Here is a 15,663-nt window from a genome sequence, read left to right on the forward strand (position 1 = left end):
CGGACAGCACGAGAGCCCCCGGTCAGCGCGCGACAGGGGGTGGTCGACCCAGTCTACGGTCCAGCCTCAGCAGCGCTCAGCTGGTGCGGTCGGCGTAGGCCGAGGCCGCGGCGTACACCGCGTCGACGTAGGACTGGGCGTGGTTGTAGGAGAAGATCGCGTCCGCCCAGCCCTGCCCGGACTCGAGGTCGTGCCCGTCCGCGCACAGGTAGCGGGCCGCGGCGTACGCCGCGTCGTCGATGTCGTTGGGGTCGGCGGTACCGTCGCCGTCGCCGTCGGCACCCCAGGTCTCCCAGGTCGACGGGATGAACTGCAGCGGGCCCACGGCGTGGTCCCAGCGGGGGTCGCCGTGCCAGGTGGTCGTCTCCGGCGTCGCGGGGATCGCGGCGAAGTCGCCGTGCCCGTTCAGCGCGGGGCCGAGGATCGGCGTCGAGGACCGCCCGTCGTCGCCGAGCGTGCGTCCGCCGATCGTGCCGTGCTGCGACTCCACCCAGCCGATGCCGGCGAGCGTGGTCCAGCCGACGTCACAGCCGTCGGGCTCGGCAAGCTGCGCGTCGGCGTAGGCGCGCACGGCCGGAGCCGGGATGCCGGCCTGGGCGGCCGTCTGCGCCACCCAGTGCGGGTCGACCTCGGTCGGCGCGGACGGAGCACCCTGCTGCGCCGCCATCCGGGTGTCCGGGCGCGGAGCCTCGACGTACGCCGAGGAGCCGGTCACCGGCAGCTCCGGGCGCGCCAGGATGGTCTGGGAGGCGAGGTAGCCGAGGCCGGTCACGATGAGCAGCGCGGTGGCGAACGACGCGATCAGACGAGCATGGGTCATCGACTCATCCGAAGCGACCGTGCACGTAGTCGCTGGTCCGCGGGTCCTGCGGGCTCTGGAACATGGCACCAGTATCCCCGTGCTCCACGATGACTCCGGGGGTGCCCTGGGAGGCGAGGAAGAACGCGCAGGTGTCCGAGACCCGGGCCGCCTGCTGCATGTTGTGGGTGACGATCACGATCGTGACCTCCTGCGCGAGCTCGCGCATGGTCTCCTCGATCACTCGCGTCGAGGTGGGGTCGAGCGCCGAGCAGGGCTCGTCCATGAGCAGCACCCGCGGCTTGATGGCCAGCGAGCGGGCGATGCACAGCCGCTGCTGCTGGCCGCCGGAGAGACCTCCGCCGGGGGCGTCGAGGCGGTCCTTGACCTCCTCCCAGAGCCCACCCTTGCGCAGGCAGGTCTCCACGAGCTCGTCCTTCGCGGACCGCGAGACCTTGGTGCCGGTGAGCTTGAGACCGGCGAGCACGTTCTCGCGGATCGACATCGCGGGGAACGGGTTGGGCTTCTGGAACACCATGCCGATCGCGCGACGGGCGTCGATGAGCCGCTTGGCGGGGTCGTAGATGTCCTCGCCGTCGAGCAGGACCTCACCGGCCAGCTGGGCCGAGGGCACCAGCTCGTGCATCCGGTTGAGGATGCGCAGGAACGTCGACTTGCCGCAGCCGGACGGACCGATGAGCGCGGTGATGCCACCGGCCGGCATCGTCAGCGAGACCCGGTCGAGAACCTTGCGCTCACCGAACCACGCGGTGATCTCGCGCGCCTCGATCTCGGCCAGCTCGGGAGCCAGGGCCACGGGCGGGGTCGCCGCCGGGAGGACGGTGGTCTCGTCGGCTGCAGTCGTCATGGTGCTGTCCTTCGGAAGATGGGGAGCCGTGCCGGTCCGCCCGGGAGGGGGCGGACCGGCACGGCCGGTGTCACGGTGGAGCTGATGTCACGGTGGAGCTGACGTCACTTCTGCTTGATCGTGAACGCCTTGGTGGCGCCGGCGACCTGGGCGTCACCGGAGTAGACGGCCTTGAGCTTGTTCTTGCCCTTGGCAAGCTTCAGCGTGAACGTCGCCTTGCCGCCCTTGAGCGTGGCGGTCTTCAGCGTCTTGGCGCCGAGCATGATCGTGACCTTGCCGGTGGCGGTCGCGCCGTCACCGACCACGGTGACGGTGCCCTTGGCCTTCGCGCCCGCGGCGACCGAGGCCGGGAAGGACTCGGAGACGGTGGCGGAGGTCAACACCGAGACGGTCGCGGTGCCCTCGGAGGACTCGAACGCCGAGCCCTCCGCCGGGGTGAAGACCGCCTTGTAGGTGTGCGAGCCCACCGAGACGCCAGTGGCGGTGAAGGTGGCCGCACCGGACACCAGCGGCACGTCGTTGGCGACGACGGTGTCACCCTCGAGGAAGTCGACCGTGCCCGAGGGCGAGGTCGCGGCGGTCACCGTGGCGACCAGCGTGGCGGACTTGGCCTTGGAGCTGGTGGCCTCGAGGTCGGTCGCGGTGACGACCTGCTTGTTGACGGTGAAGTTCGTGGTCGCCGTCTGGGTCTGGGCACCGCACACACCGCCGTGGGCGGGGGTGGCGAGCTGCTGGAAGCCGGCGGCCTCGATCAGCGGACGCGCGTCGGTGGAGCACAGCGCGCCGTTCGAGCCGAACGCACCCTGGATCAGCGGGTTGCCGACGTCGGTGCCGCGGACCACGTTGTACAGGGCGCGGTCGGCGCTCCAGCCGGTCTCGAGGCGGAGCGTGGTGCCGAGGAGGCCGGCCCGGCCCTTGGAGAACGGCGCGATCGCGTTCGGGTCGCCCTTGATCTGCGAGTCGTCGTGCTCCTGCACCTCCTTGACGGCCGAACCGAGCGTGACGTCCACGCCGCCGTTCATCGTCTTGAGCTGGGCGGTGAAGAAGCTGCGGGTACCGGAGCCGGCCTGGGGGATCTTCGGAGCGATGACACCAGACTTGCTCGGGTCGATCTGCGACCAGTTGGTGATGTCGCCCTTGTAGATGCCGACGATGTTCGCCGGGGTCAGCGAGGCCGGCGCGTTCGACGGCGTGTTGTTGGAGACCGCCATCACCAGGGTGTCGAGGGCGAACGGGAAGGACTGCAGACCGGCCTGGGTCTCCGCGGTGCTCTGCGCCGAGGAGGAGCGGGCGAAGTCGATGTCGGTGTTGTTGCCGGTGCCGTAGAGCAGCGCCTTGCCGGCACCCGAGCCGTTCGGGCGGGCGATCGCCTTGGTGGGCAGCGGGATGTCACCACCGCCGGTGGCGGAGAACGTCGCGAGCTTGACCGGGGCCTGGCCGCTGGCGTTCCAGGCGTCCGCGAACAGCTTCAGCGCGTGCTGGCTGGTGTCCGAGCCCACGCCGATCAGGTCGGCCGTGGTCGGGTTGAAGGTCGTGTCGTCGGGGTCGACGGCCGCGGAGGCCGAGCCCGCCGTGAGGGCGACGACCGATGTCGTGAGGGTCGCGGCGATGACGCCGGCGAGGGTCTTGCGTACAAACATCCTGATTCGCTTCCTGTGATGGGTGATGCGTTTTCGGGTGTTCTTGCTGTGTCGCCCCGAGAGCGCCCCGAGTGACCCAGGGCGGGACGGGTCAGATCAGGTTGGGCAGCAGCCGCATCACCACGTCCGTGGAGGCCCAGGACAATGCGATCGCAAGGGGGCTGGCGACCACCCACACGAGCACCGTCGACCATCGCTGACGAGCGGCGACGACCCCGAGGGTCAGCGCCAGGAGCAGGGCCAGGCACAGGGCGAGGAGCGGCAGTGCTCCCAGGTCCTTGGCCATCGCCTTCTCCGAATCGGGGACCGCCGTGGGGCGGCCGGCCGGCGCGGGGAACGCCTTGGTGGCGTCCGCGTCGACGTACACGACCGAGTCGGGTGCGATCGCGCCGAGGCGTCCGCTCCCCTCCGCCGTCACGAGGGTGAGGCGGCCGGCGCCGGCGGCCACCGGTTGCGGCAGCGAGTCGCCGGCACGACGCACGCCGAGGACCGTGTAGGTGACGGTCCCCTGCGCGCCGGTGACCTCGATCTCGTCACCCGCGTGCAGGTCGGGCAGGTCGGCGAACGGCGCGCCGTACGACGCTGCCCGGCCGTAGACGACCGAGGTGCCGACCTGACCCGGGAGCACCGTGTCGCGACGGTGGCCCGGACCGGCCAGGAGGTCGCCCGACGCGGTGCCCTCGACGACGACCTGCTCGACCCCGATGGCCGGGATCGTCAGCAGGGCGACGGGGTCGCCGACCGGGACGACCGGACCGAGCGGCGGTGCCTGGTCCGGTGGGCCGGCGAGCACGTGCCGCAGGTCGTCGTAGAGCAGGTCCTGGGCGCGGTGCTCGGAGATCGAGCCGAGGAAGAGCAGCTGCGCCGCCATCCAGAGGCAGACGATCGCGATCATCGTGAAGGACGTCGACAGCACCGAGGACGCGGTGTCGGCGCTCGTCGGCGGTCCGGCCGGCGGTGCGACCGGCCGGCGCGCCGGTCGCGGCGCGCGCTCCGCCTTCTTGCGGCTCCCTCCCGAACGGATCGTGGGGCGCAGCGACCGGCGAGGCCGCGTCGGCTTCTCCAGCGTCACGGTCATCTCCGCCTCCGGACCACCGGCGCGGCGACCCGCAGCGCGGTCGCGGCCACACAGCCGATCGCGCCGAGCAGGATCAGCACCGGCAGCAGGCCACCGGCGAGATCGGAGCCGACGGGCTCCGTGGCCGGCATCTCGAGCGCCGCGGGCGGGATCGACGGCGCCGCGGACGGGCTCGGTGCGGTCGACGGCTCCCCGTCACCCGGGACGCCCGGGGGCGACACGGTTCCCCCGCCGTCCGCGCCGCCGTCGCCCGGGCCACCACTCGGGTGCGGAGCCGGGGAGTGCTGGGCCTCGATCGCGTCAGCGGCGTCCTGCGCGGCGTTGAACAGCTTCGCGGTCACGCCGGTCTTCTCGATCGGGAGGAATCCGTCGGGCAGCTCACCGTTCCCGCTGCCCGGCTTCTGGCCCTCGGTCGTCGAGACCCGGATGAACTGCGCGACCTTCGCGGCGTCGTCCTTCGCCAGGTTCTGCAGGCGGGCCGCGGTGTAGACCACCATCGTGCCCGGGTAGGCGTCGCCCGACTTGCGGACGACGCCCTGGTCGAGCACGAACGGGTGCAGCGGCTTGCTCTGCTTCGCGAGCCCGACGGCGGCGGCCAGCGACTTGGTCGTGGGCTCGACGTACGTGCCCGGCTTGGTCTCCAGCGCCGCGGAGCGCAGGCCGTAGCGGTCGGCGTCGCCGAGGCTGACGATGCCTAGCATGAACCGGGATCCGTAGGACTGGCGGTCGATCCGGCCGAGCTTGTAGAGCCCCGTGCTCGGGTCGAAGTCGCACCGGGTCTGCACGTTGGGCCACGCGTCCAGGAGCGCCTCGGCGATCTTGCGCATAGTCGTCACCGGGGCCGCGAGCTGGTTGAAGTAGACCGCCGGGTTCTTCTGGCGGCAGTCGCTCGAGGTCTCCGGGATGTAGTCGTCGAGCAGCGGGATGTCCGCGCGCGGCATGTCGAGGTTCTTGTACTTCGGGTTCACGACCATCCCCCACGGGTCCTTCTTCCCGTGGATGAAGTCCATCGCGTCCTTGTCGTGGGCGATGTAGTCCGTGAGCTGCTCGATGACGTCGGAGGAGTTCGACAGCGACAGGACGGTCGCACCGACCTCCTGCGAGATCTGGCTCAGCCCCGGGTTGAGCTTGATGAACTCGGGGTCGTTCATGATCGCCAGCGGGTTGTTCCCGATGCCCGGGTGCCCACGCCCGAGGTCCGAGCCGAGGTAGGACTGGGTGAGCAGCTTGGCGATGAGCCGGGCGTTCAGCTTCAGGTCGGTGTACTCACCCGCGTTGTCGGGCTTGTCGATCTGGTAGCCGATCGAGAAGCCGGTCACCGCCGTCGGCGCGTAGCCGACCGGGTCGTCGCCCTGCTGGGGGTGCTCCGAGGAGACCTCCGCGGCCGCACCACCGCCGTCCTCCATCAGGTTCCAACCGGCCTCGTCGGACATCTGGTTGAGCTGGAACTTGAAGCGCTGCTTGTTCAGGCAGTACGCCGGCGCCCACTGGAGCGCGGCCTGCGCGAGCAGCTCGGACCCGTAGAAGCCCGTCGGCGGCCGCGGGTCGAGCACGTCGCAGGTGTCCGGCGGCAGGCCGAAGGTGATCGGGATGGCGAACCGGTTCTTCCAGTTCGACGCGGCCCACCACAGCGACGGGGAGACCGCCTGGTCGGCGCCCTCGTTGGCGAAGTTGCTCGAACCGGCCGGGAAGCGTCCACCCTTGCGGCAGGCGAGGTCCGAGAGGCTCATCGGGCTGCTGGGCTGGTCGCAGCTCAGCCCGACGATCGGGATCACCACGATCGAGCAGGCGACCTTGTCACTGCAGCCGAGCGACTCGTTCTCGACGTCGCTGCGCACCTCGAACTGCACCGATCCGGTGCCGTCGGTGTCGGTGAACGCCGCGATCTCCGCCGGCGGGAACGCCGCGCCCACGGCCGCCTCGGGCGGCATGTGGTCGGCGTCGCAGGCCGGGAACACCTTGCCCTTCGCGGTCACGAACGGCGTCAGCCGCGTGTAGAACGGGTCGATGTCCGCGGTCGGGCACTCCTCGGCCGACGGGAACGGGTCGAGCCCGGTGATCCGGCCCTTGTCCTCGGCCGGTGCCTCCAGGTCGTGGGTCCAGGTCGCCTCACCCTCGGAGCGGGTGATCTGGGAGCGTTGGGCGACCGACGCCGTCCAGCACGTCGACGGCGAGATCTGCTTCTTCGCCGGCAGCGACGGGTCGTCCACTCCCCGGCACTGCAGGATCACCACCGGGTACTCCTGGTTGAGCCCGTTCTCGCCGTACGGGTTGCTGGCCCGTCCGCCGCTGGGCTGCGCGCCCTTCCAGCGGATGAGGATCCGCTGGCGGCCGCGCAGGTTCTTGGTCTCGTCCGCGGTCACCGTCACGGTGTGGCTCGGGAACGAGTACGTCGAGCCGTCCGCCTGGACGAACTTGCGGGTGAGCGTCTTGGTCTCGCTCCACCCGTCCTTCGCCTTCCGGGGCTGGTGGTCACCGGCGGACGGGTCCGCGAGGGCGCTGCCCGGGATGGCCAGGCCGGCGACGAGCAGGACCAGGGCGATCGCGCGCCTCACGGCCGGCCCCCCGTCTTCAGGCTCTGCGCCTTGACCGACTGCCGCCTCCGCAGCGCGGCCACGTAGAAGCCCGGCAGCAGCACCAGGGCGAACAGCTCGAGCACCGCGAGCCAGCCGAAGGTCCGCTGGTCGCCGGGTCGGCTGGACACCAGCTCGGTCGGGCTGGCGTAGATCGCGTCACCGGAGGACGTCGTGTCGCCGCCACCGCTCACGGGCAAGCCGGTGTCGGGGTCGGTCGCCGGTGGCGCGTCGCCCGGCCCGCCGGAGTTCGGGCCACCGCCGGCGTTGGTCCCGTTGCCACCCCCGTTGCCGTTGCCGGCGCCGTTGGGGCCGTCGGTGCTCGGCTGGTTGGTGCCGGTGTCGGTGCCGCACGGCCCGGCGCCGACCTTGTCGCAGGCGGCGGGCTGCGGTGCCTTCTCCGCGAGCACGTTGTGGTTGAGGTTCTTGCCGTCGAACGTGGGGTTGTTGCAGCTGGTGACGTCGCGGTCGGTGAGGTCGACGGCCGAGTCGGCCTGCTTCAGCTTGGCGATCTGGGAGAAGCCCGCCTGGACCAGGTTGAGCGGCAGCGGCGAATAGCCGTACGGACCGGCCTTGGTCTGCCCCGCGCACAGCGAGTAGTACATGAAGTCCGCGAGCGTCTGCCGCTTCGCGGTCGTCATCCGGGGGTCGTCCTTGCCCGTCGGGATGATCATGTAGGAGTACGACGAGATCGGGTACGCCCGCGGGTCCGGGTTCGTGTAGACGCCGTCGAGGATCTGGGTGAGGTACTGCTGGCTGTTCTTGTCCTGGTTGATCTTGGCCTTCGTCAGCGCGACCGCGGTGTTGTACTGCGTGGGCTCCACGAAGTAGCCCGCCTTGTTGAGCACCTTCACGACCGGGTAGTCGGCGTTCAGCGGGTAGGAGTACTCGACGTAGCCGATGGTCCCGTTGCCCGCGAAGCCCTTGATCGTGTTCATCACCTGGTCGGAGCCGGCCTGGCTGATCATCCGGCTGCCCGACTTCTTCGGGTAGTACGACGTCAGGCCGGACTGGCCGAAGTAGGGCCGCCAGACGCTCGGGTACTCGTGGTCCATCCAGGTGGTGAACTGCGCCGTCGTACCCGATCCGTCCGAGCGGACCACCGGCGTGATCGGCAGCGACGGGAACGCGCGACCGTTGTTGTCGGCCTTGATCGCTGGGTCGTTCCAGTTCGTGATCTGGTTGGTGAAGATCTTGGCGATCGTCTCGCCGGACAGCCGCAGGTTGCGCACCAACTGCCCGCCGACCTTGAGCTGGTAGGTGAACGCCGTGCCGCCGGCCACGATCGGCAGGTAGGCGAACTCGCGGCCGTTGCTGGTGTCGGCCTGGCCCTGCTCGTCGGTGCCCTGGTAGGGGATCTCGGAGATCGCGAAGTCCGTGCTGTCCTGCGCGAAGTCCTTGCGGCCCTTGGTGGAGCCGCCGCCGGTGTAGACGACCTTCATGCCGTTGGCGTCGACGTCGGCGATCCACTGCTGGACGATCAGCTCGGACCAGGTGGAGCCGGTGCCCTCGATCTGTGCGTAGACCGTCGCGTTCGCGGCCGCCGGCAGGGCGACGATGCAGGCCATCGCCGCCGCGATGGCCAGGATCGTGCGGATGAGGCGGTTCACGGGATCTCCTCGTTCGGGGCGGGCGGGTACGTCAGCGCGAGCTCGTCAGGTGGGCGCACGGGGCCCATCTCGACGAGCGGGTCGGCGCGGCGCAGGTTGATCCCGAGACGGTTGGTGCCTCCGGTGAGCCGGCGGCTGAGCTTGGCGCGCTTGGTCTTCCGGGGACGCGCGACCAGGCGTGCGGTGATGAAGAGCACCAGCACGATGGCCATCAAGACGGTGGCGGCGGCGAAGGCCCGGGCGATGGCGTTCGGCTCACCCGAGCGCACCAGGCTGTAGACGAACAGCGGCAGCGAGTTCATCACGCCGTCGGTCGGGTTGGTCACCAGGAACGACGCGGCGCCCGAGGTCAGCAGCACCGGGCTCGTCTCGCCGACGCCGCGCGCGACGCCGAGGATGACCGCGGTGGCCAGGCCGGGCCGGGCGGTGGGGAGAACGACGTACCAGACCGTGCTCCAGCGGCTCGCGCCGAGCGCGAGACCGGCCTCGCGCAGGCCGCTGGGCACGACCCGCAGGACGACGTCCGCGGCCCGGGCGATGATCGGCAGCATCATCACCGCGATGGCGAGCGAGGCCGCCAGACCCGAGCGCGGGTAGCCGATCGCGACGATCAGGACGGTGTAGATGAACAGGCCGGCGACGATCGACGGGAGGGCCGTCATCGCCTCGACCACGGTCCGGACCACCCGGGCGAACCGGCCCCCGACCTCGGTCATGAAGACCGCGGTCCCGATGCCGAGCGGCAGGGTGATCGCGATGCCGATGCCGAGCTCGATCAGCGAGCCGACGATCGCGTGCAGGATGCCGCCCTGGTCGAAGGGGTCCTTGGGGCCCACGCCCGACATGTCGTGGAGGTAGAAGTTGGCGTGCAGCAACGGCTCGTGGCCGCGAATCACCACGAAGACGATCGCGCTGATCAGAGCCGTGCCGACGAGCATCGCGCCGACCGTGATCACCGAGCCGGCGATCCGGTCGCGCACCTCCACCAGGCCGCCGGACATCCCGGCCGTCACCGCGGTCACCGCGAGGCCGGAGACGAACCAGAGGATGAGGAACCACGGCAGGCCGGGAAGTGGCAGCAGCCGCTGGGTGATCAGCCACGCCAGGGCGAGGCCCGCGGCCCAGGAGCCCCCCCGGGCGAACAGCTCGTCGGCCGTGAGCCGGCCCAGGGCGCTGCGGGGGACCGCCTGCGGGGCGTCCTCGTCGTACCGCGGCAGGAAGGTGGTGCCGACGGCGTCACTGGTCTGGCCGTCGAGCTGGGGGGCGAGCGTCATCAGGCGTCCGTCCCGGCGCCCGAGCGGCTTCGGTTGACGATCACGGCGGCGAGCGTGTTGACGGCGAGGGTGATCAGGAACAACACGAAGCCGGCAGCGAGGAGGGCCGAGAGCTGGCTCTTGCTGGCGTCACCGAAGCGGCCGGCGATCAGCGCGCTCACGGTGTTGGTGCCGACCTCGAGGATCCGTCCCTTGACCTCGAACGCCGGGGAGATGATCAGCAGCACCGCGATCGTCTCGCCGAGCGCCCGGCCCAGGCCGAGCATCGTGCCGCCGATGATGCCGCCGCGGCCGAACGGCAGCACGACGGTGCGGACCATGCCCCACTTGGTGGCGCCCAGCGCGAGCGCGGCCTCCTTCTCGCCCTCGGGCGTCTGGGAGAAGACCTGGCGCATCACCGCGCACGACATCGGCAGGACCATCATCGACACCGCGATGCCGGCGCAGAAGGCGCTGAAGCTGTAGCGCGAGATGTCGAGGACCGCGGCGTTCGGGTCGGCGTCGTGGACGTTGAAGATCGGGATCCACCCGAAGTTCCGGTCCAGCCACACCGAGAGCTCGGCGGCCCGCGGCATGATCAGGAAGAAGCCCCAGAGCCCCCAGATGATCGAGGGGACCGCGGCCATCAGGTCCACCATCGAGACGAGGGTGTTCTTGATGACGGCCGGCGCGTACTCGCTGATGTAGAGCGCGGTCAGCAGCGCGAGCGGGAACGCGATCGTCATGGCGACCAGCGCCACCTCGAGCGTCCCGGTCAGGACGGCAGCGATGCCGAGGACGTCGGCCTCCGGCTGCCACGTCGCCTCGGTGAAGAAGCTCCAGCCGTAGTGCTGGAGCGTCGGGTAGGCCTGCCAGCCGAGGAACAGGCCGACGCCGCCGGTGATGACGAGCACGGTCGCACCGACGGCGCGGGCCGAGTGGACGAACAACGCGTCCACTCCCGCCGCCTTGCGGGAGATCTTGCGGGGGACCACCTCGGTGGAGGCGCCCGGCACAGGAAGGGTGGTCACGCGGTGCTTTCTGACGATGTTTCCACGCGCCGCTCGGTGGAGCGGAGTGCTGAATCGCCAGAAGTGTCAGGAGCGCACCGGAACGAAAGGGCCGTTGTCGATGAACGCCGCGCGAACAGCGCCGACCCCTTTGCCGAACTCCGCGGCCACCGGGGTTTGCTCTAGTCCGAACGGGTCATACTCGCCCGGCATCGCCTAGCCCGAAGGGGCCACGGGTGCCCGGAGAACCTCGTTCACCTGCCGTTCACCCGCCCCGAACGCGGTGGTTGAGGTGCGAGCGAAGCGAGCCGCCCACGGTGGTTGAGGTGCGAGCGAAGCGGGCCGCCCACGGTGGTTGAGGTGCGAGCGAAGCGGGCCGCCCACGGTGGTTGAGGTGCGAGCGAAGCGGGCCGCCCACGGTGGTTGAGGTGCGAGCGAAGCGGGCCGCCCACGGTGGTTGAGGTGCGAGCGAAGCGGGCCGCCCACGGTGGTTGAGGTGCGAGCGAAGCGAGCCTCGAAACCACCCGACCGTCAGCTCACCCGGCGAGCTCGCCTTCCGAGCGCAGCATGCAGAACACGTTGCCCTCGGGATCGGCCAGCACGACCCACCCCGTCCCGAGGCCGTGGATCCCTCGATGGTCGGCGACCTGCGTCGCGCCGTAGGCCAGCAGCCGCTCGACCTCCTCGTCGCGCGTGCCGGTGCGCGGACGCAGGTCGAGGTGCATCCGGTTCTTGACGACCCTGTCGTCGGGTACCTCGATGAACAGCAGCTGGTGGCCGCTCTCGGGGTCGCGGATCAGGCACTCCTCGTGCCCCGGGAGGTTCGGGTCGCCGTCGAGGTCGACGTACCCGAGCACGGGCTTCCACCACTCCGAGAGCTCGAAGGCGTTGTGACAGTCGATGGTGGTGTGCGAGACGAAGGCGGTCATGACGCGACCCTGACGGGTCCCTGCCGTCGGCTCAAGCGGTTAATCGGCTGCCGCATGCCGCACGGTCACCCCGGGTCAACCTCCCCCGTCTTGGGTATGTCCGGCCGGAGGCCGTCGGAGGATCGCGACGCCTCCTAGGTTGCTTGGCAAGGCGCGGCTGTCCGAGAGGCCGCCGTGGATGGGGGTGGACGTCGATGGGAGAAGTGGTCGGGTACGCCCCCGGGGTCTACGACCTCTTCCACGTCGGCCACCTCAACGTGCTCAAGCACGCGCGAGCCCACTGCGACCACCTGATCGCCGGAGTCGTCTCCGACGAGATGTGCGAGCTCGCCAAGGGCACCCGCCCGTTCATCTGCCTGGCCGAGCGCCTGGAGATCGTCCGGCACATCGACTTCGTCGACTCCGTGCACGCCGAGACGATCCCGGAGAAGCTCGACACCTGGCGGCTGCTCCGGTTCGACCGGATCTTCAAGGGCGACGACTGGCGCGGCACCCCGAAGGGCGACAAGCTCGAGCGGGACTTCGCATCGGTCGGCGTCGAGGTCGTCTACTTCCCCTACACCGTGCACACCTCCAGCACCCGGCTGCGTCAGGCCCTCCTGCGGCTCGGCGACGAGGTCGAGCTGAGCCGCGCGTGGCGCGAGGTCGACCGGGTCTGAGCACACGCCTCGACGAGGTCGGCGATCTCGGTCCGGTAGCGCTCGATGCCGAAGTCTGCCCGCGCCGCCCGGTGACCGGCGTCGGCGAGCAGCAGCGCGAGCCCGGGATCCTCGGCCAGGCAGCCGACTGCGTCCGCCAGCGCGCGCGGGTCCGAAGGGGGGACCAACAACCCGGTCACGCCGTGCCGCACGGTCTCGAGATGGCCTGGGACGGCCGTGGCGATCACCGGTCGGCGCGCCAGCTGCGCCTCCACGACCGCGTTGCCGAACGACTCGCCGAGCGACGGTGCCACCAGGAGGTCCGCACGCTCGAGGACCGGCCACACGGGCGTCACGTAGCCGCTCAACGTCACCGCCCCGCGCAGGTCCGGCTCCTGAGCGCGGGCACGCAGCTGCGCAGCGAACCCCTCCTGGCCCGCGGCCGGTGTGCCGCACAGCTCGAGCTGCACGTCGTGACCGCGCGCGAGCAGCAGCGCGACAGCCTCGAGCGCGGTCTCCGGCGACTTGCGCCGCGACAGCCGGCCGACCATGACCAGCCGCGTCGCGGCTCCAGGGGTGTCGTGGCGCGGCAGGTGCGGCGGGACCGGAGGTCCGGGCAGCCCGTTGCGCACCAGACGCATCCGTGGGCGGAGCGCCGGCACCGACTCCAGGAGCGACCGCTCCGTCGTCGAGCTGTTCGCCACCACCAGGTCGGCGAGCAGCAACGGCACCGCCAGCCCTCGGCGTACGACGGGCGGGTCGGCGGCCTCCGCCTCGTGGACGTGGCAGAGGGTCGGCGTGTCCAGGCCACGGGTGGCGACCAGCCACCAGGGCAGCGTCAGTGTGTTGACGTAGACCACGTCCGGGCCGACATCGCGCACCAACCGGCGGATCCCGGGCAGCGCCCGGCCCGCGGCGTCCGCCAGGTGCGCCAGGCCCCGGGGCGACGCAGCCGCCCGGCACAGGACCGGGAACTCGAGGACCCGGACCTCCGCACCGAGGTCGCGGAGGATCGCGACCAGCGGGCCCAGCGCCGGGACGACCACCACCACCCGGCTGCCACGCGCCAGGAGAGCGGCGACGCTCTCGCGCATCTGCAGGTCCGACCCGTACACGTCGGCCGACGGGTTGGCCACCAGGATCGTCTCGGGATGCCGTGTCCACACACCCGCATTCGACCCACGTGCCCCTTCGTCTGCCGGGGCGCGATCGGCGCTTCACCCAATATTGGCGACCGGGGAGACGGTTCCCCCCTCGGGCCCCTGCCGGCTCACTAGGTTCCGGCCAGGACTCGAGACGGGGGCTGGACGTGAGTGCGACGACGACGGGGTTCCGCACCGACCTCGCCGCGCTCGCCGCGGCGCAGAAACCGGCGCGCGGGACCGCGGCGTACTCGCGCTCGGTCAACCGGCCGGCGGCTCGACGGGTCGCGGCGCTGGTCCACCAGATGGGGATGACGCCCGACGCCGCCACCGCCGTCAGCGCCACGCTGTCGGCCACCGGTCTCGCGGTCGTCGCGCTCGCTCGCCCGGCGTGGTGGACCGGCGTGGTGGCCGCCGTCCTGCTGGCCCTGGGCTACGTGATGGACTCCGTGGACGGCCAGCTCGCCCGGCTGCGGGGGCGGGGCTCGGTCGCGGGCGAGTGGCTAGACCACACGGTCGACTGCGTGAAGACCTGCCTGGTGCACATCGCGGTGCTGGTGTCGTTCTACCGGTTCGCGCCCGTGTCGAACGAGGCGGTGCTGCTGCTCCCGCTCGCCTACCTGGTCGTCGACGTGACCTGCTTCTTCGGGATCGTGCTGCTCCCCCACCTGCGCACAGCGGGCGGGCCCGCGCCGGACGAGCGCACCCGGCGCGGGGAGGGCCCCTGGCGCCGGTGGCTGATCCTGCCGAGCGACTACGGCACCCAGTGCTGGATGTTCGTCCTGCTCGGCGCGCCGGTCGCCTTCGTGTCGTGCTACGCGCTGATGCTGGCCGCCAACGCAGGCCTGCTCGTGCTGGCCTGCCGCAAGTGGTGGCGCGAGCTGCGGGCCGCTGATGCGGGCGTGGTCCGATGAGGGCCGCGATGATCGGGACGCGTGGCGTCCCGGCCCGGTACGGCGGCTTCGAGACCGCCGTGGAGGAGATCGGCCGGCGGCTGGTCGAGCGTGGGCACGACGTCACGGTCTACTGCCGCGACGCAGCCGAGCCGCGGGCCGAGGAGTACCTCGGGATGCGTCTGGTGCACCTGCCCGCCGTGCACTCGCGGTCACTGGAGACGCTCAGCCACACGGCGGTCTCGGTGGCGCACCTGTGGCGCACCGGCGACCACGACGTCGCCGCCGTCTTCAACGCCGCCAACGCTCCGTTCCTGCCCGCCCTGCGTCGGGCGCACGTCCCGGTCGCCGTGCACGTGGACGGGCTCGAGTGGCAGCGGGCGAAGTGGAACGGCGCGGGCCGCCACTACTACCGGTGGGCCGAGACGCTCGCCGTGCGGTGGGCCGATGCCCTGATCGCGGACGCGCAGGGCATCGCCGACTACTACCGCACGGAGTTCGGCGTCCGCACCGAGCTGCTGACGTACGGCGCGCCCGTGCAGCAGGACCCGTGCACCGACCGCCTCGGCGAGCTCGGCCTCGCGCCGGCCGCCTACCACCTCGTGGTCGCGCGGTTCGAGCCGGAGAACCACGTGGCCGAGATCGTGACCGGCTACCGCCGCTCGTCCGCGCAGCTGCCCCTCGTCGTCGTCGGGTCCGCACCGTACGGCGATCGCTACACCGACCACGTGCACGAGCAGGCGGCCGGCGACCCGCGGGTCCGGTTCGCCGGTGCGGTCTGGGACCAGCAGCTGCTCGACCAGCTCTACGCCGGATGCTCGACGTACGTCCACGGGCACAGCGTCGGAGGCACCAACCCCTCCTTGCTGCGGGCGATGGGTGCGGGCGCCGCCGTGGTCGCGTTCGACGTGGGCTTCAACCGCGAGGTGGCCGGCGCCGACGCACGCTTCTTCGCCGTGAGCGACGACCTCGCCCCGATCCTCGCCTGGGCCGAGTCCGACCCCGACGGGTCGGCGGCGGCGGGCCGGAGGCTGCGGACCCGCGCCGCGTCGCGCTACCGCTGGGACGACGTCGCAGCCGGCTACGAACGCCTGCTCGCGCGGCTCGCGGCCGGGGAGTCGGTCCGCGGCAGTGCCAGTGGCCGCCGGCCCCGGATCCGGGGCCGGCACGCCGCGCCGGTCCGCCTGGCACACCCGGGGACGCCATGAGGGTGGGGCACGGATCGACAGC

The 15,663-nt window shown here is 71.3% G+C and carries 13 protein-coding genes; 3 read left to right on the forward strand and 10 right to left on the reverse strand.

All coding sequences use genetic code 11. The features are described 5' to 3' along the window. Positions 1 to 76 precede the first annotated feature (76 nt). From AC3ANS_RS18955 to AC3ANS_RS18995, 9 genes are all read right to left on the reverse strand, one after another. A complete protein-coding gene (locus AC3ANS_RS18955; RefSeq protein WP_488293131.1) occupies positions 77 to 820 on the reverse strand; it encodes a lytic murein transglycosylase in 744 nt (247 codons plus the stop codon). A 4-nt stretch (positions 821 to 824) separates the two neighbouring features. After that, positions 825 to 1,598, reverse strand: coding sequence for a phosphate ABC transporter ATP-binding protein (locus AC3ANS_RS18960; protein WP_488296528.1), 774 nt, complete (start codon positions 1,596 to 1,598; stop codon positions 825 to 827). A gap of 173 nt (positions 1,599 to 1,771) precedes the next feature. Next, positions 1,772 to 3,307: an Ig-like domain repeat protein gene (locus AC3ANS_RS18965; protein ID WP_488293132.1), complete on the reverse strand. Its 1,536-nt coding sequence runs from the start codon at positions 3,305 to 3,307 to the stop codon at positions 1,772 to 1,774. 91 nt (positions 3,308 to 3,398) lie between these two features. After that, positions 3,399 to 4,385, reverse strand: coding sequence for a sortase (locus AC3ANS_RS18970; RefSeq protein ID WP_488293133.1), 987 nt, complete (start codon positions 4,383 to 4,385; stop codon positions 3,399 to 3,401). Beyond that, the gene (locus AC3ANS_RS18975) at positions 4,382 to 6,940 is read right to left on the reverse strand and encodes a hypothetical protein (RefSeq protein WP_488293134.1); all 2,559 of its coding nucleotides are present in this window, start codon (positions 6,938 to 6,940) and stop codon (positions 4,382 to 4,384) included. The genes AC3ANS_RS18970 and AC3ANS_RS18975 overlap by 4 nt, the downstream gene beginning before the upstream one ends. Continuing rightward, positions 6,937 to 8,568 (reverse strand): substrate-binding domain-containing protein, encoded by a 1,632-nt coding sequence (locus AC3ANS_RS18980; RefSeq protein ID WP_488293135.1) that lies wholly within the window; start codon positions 8,566 to 8,568, stop codon positions 6,937 to 6,939. Before AC3ANS_RS18980 ends, AC3ANS_RS18975 begins: the two co-directional genes overlap by 4 nt. Beyond that, complete coding sequence (gene pstA / locus AC3ANS_RS18985) at positions 8,565 to 9,842, reverse strand: phosphate ABC transporter permease PstA (RefSeq protein ID WP_488293136.1); 1,278 nt, start codon at positions 9,840 to 9,842, stop codon at positions 8,565 to 8,567. Before pstA ends, AC3ANS_RS18980 begins: the two co-directional genes overlap by 4 nt. Beyond that, the gene (gene pstC / locus AC3ANS_RS18990; protein ID WP_488293137.1) at positions 9,842 to 10,852 is read right to left on the reverse strand and encodes a phosphate ABC transporter permease subunit PstC; all 1,011 of its coding nucleotides are present in this window, start codon (positions 10,850 to 10,852) and stop codon (positions 9,842 to 9,844) included. Before pstC ends, pstA begins: the two co-directional genes overlap by 1 nt. A 515-nt stretch (positions 10,853 to 11,367) precedes the next feature. Then, positions 11,368 to 11,760, reverse strand: a complete 393-nt coding sequence (locus tag AC3ANS_RS18995) for a VOC family protein (RefSeq protein ID WP_488293138.1) — start codon at positions 11,758 to 11,760, stop codon at positions 11,368 to 11,370. Between the two features lie 194 nt (positions 11,761 to 11,954). On the opposite strand from AC3ANS_RS18995, the gene AC3ANS_RS19000 reads away from it, so the two are divergent. Then, entirely contained in the window at positions 11,955 to 12,419 is a 465-nt protein-coding gene (locus AC3ANS_RS19000) for an FAD synthase family protein (protein ID WP_488293139.1), read from the forward strand. On the opposite strand, the gene AC3ANS_RS19005 is transcribed toward AC3ANS_RS19000, so the two are convergent. Then, a complete protein-coding gene (locus AC3ANS_RS19005; protein WP_488293140.1) occupies positions 12,350 to 13,564 on the reverse strand; it encodes a glycosyltransferase family 4 protein in 1,215 nt (404 codons plus the stop codon). The two genes, AC3ANS_RS19000 and AC3ANS_RS19005, sit on opposite strands and share 70 nt — an antisense overlap. Before the next feature lie 143 nt (positions 13,565 to 13,707). Between AC3ANS_RS19005 and AC3ANS_RS19010 the strand changes: the two genes are divergently transcribed. Together AC3ANS_RS19010 and AC3ANS_RS19015 are read left to right on the forward strand one after the other, a co-directional pair. Further along, positions 13,708 to 14,454 (forward strand): CDP-alcohol phosphatidyltransferase family protein, encoded by a 747-nt coding sequence (locus AC3ANS_RS19010; protein ID WP_488293141.1) that lies wholly within the window; start codon positions 13,708 to 13,710, stop codon positions 14,452 to 14,454. A gap of 8 nt (positions 14,455 to 14,462) precedes the next feature. Next, positions 14,463 to 15,641 (forward strand): DUF1972 domain-containing protein, encoded by a 1,179-nt coding sequence (locus AC3ANS_RS19015; RefSeq protein WP_488293142.1) that lies wholly within the window; start codon positions 14,463 to 14,465, stop codon positions 15,639 to 15,641. The last annotated feature ends 22 nt before the right edge of the window (positions 15,642 to 15,663 follow it).

The sequence above is a fragment of the Nocardia sp. 149-1B genome (genome assembly GCF_057747975.1).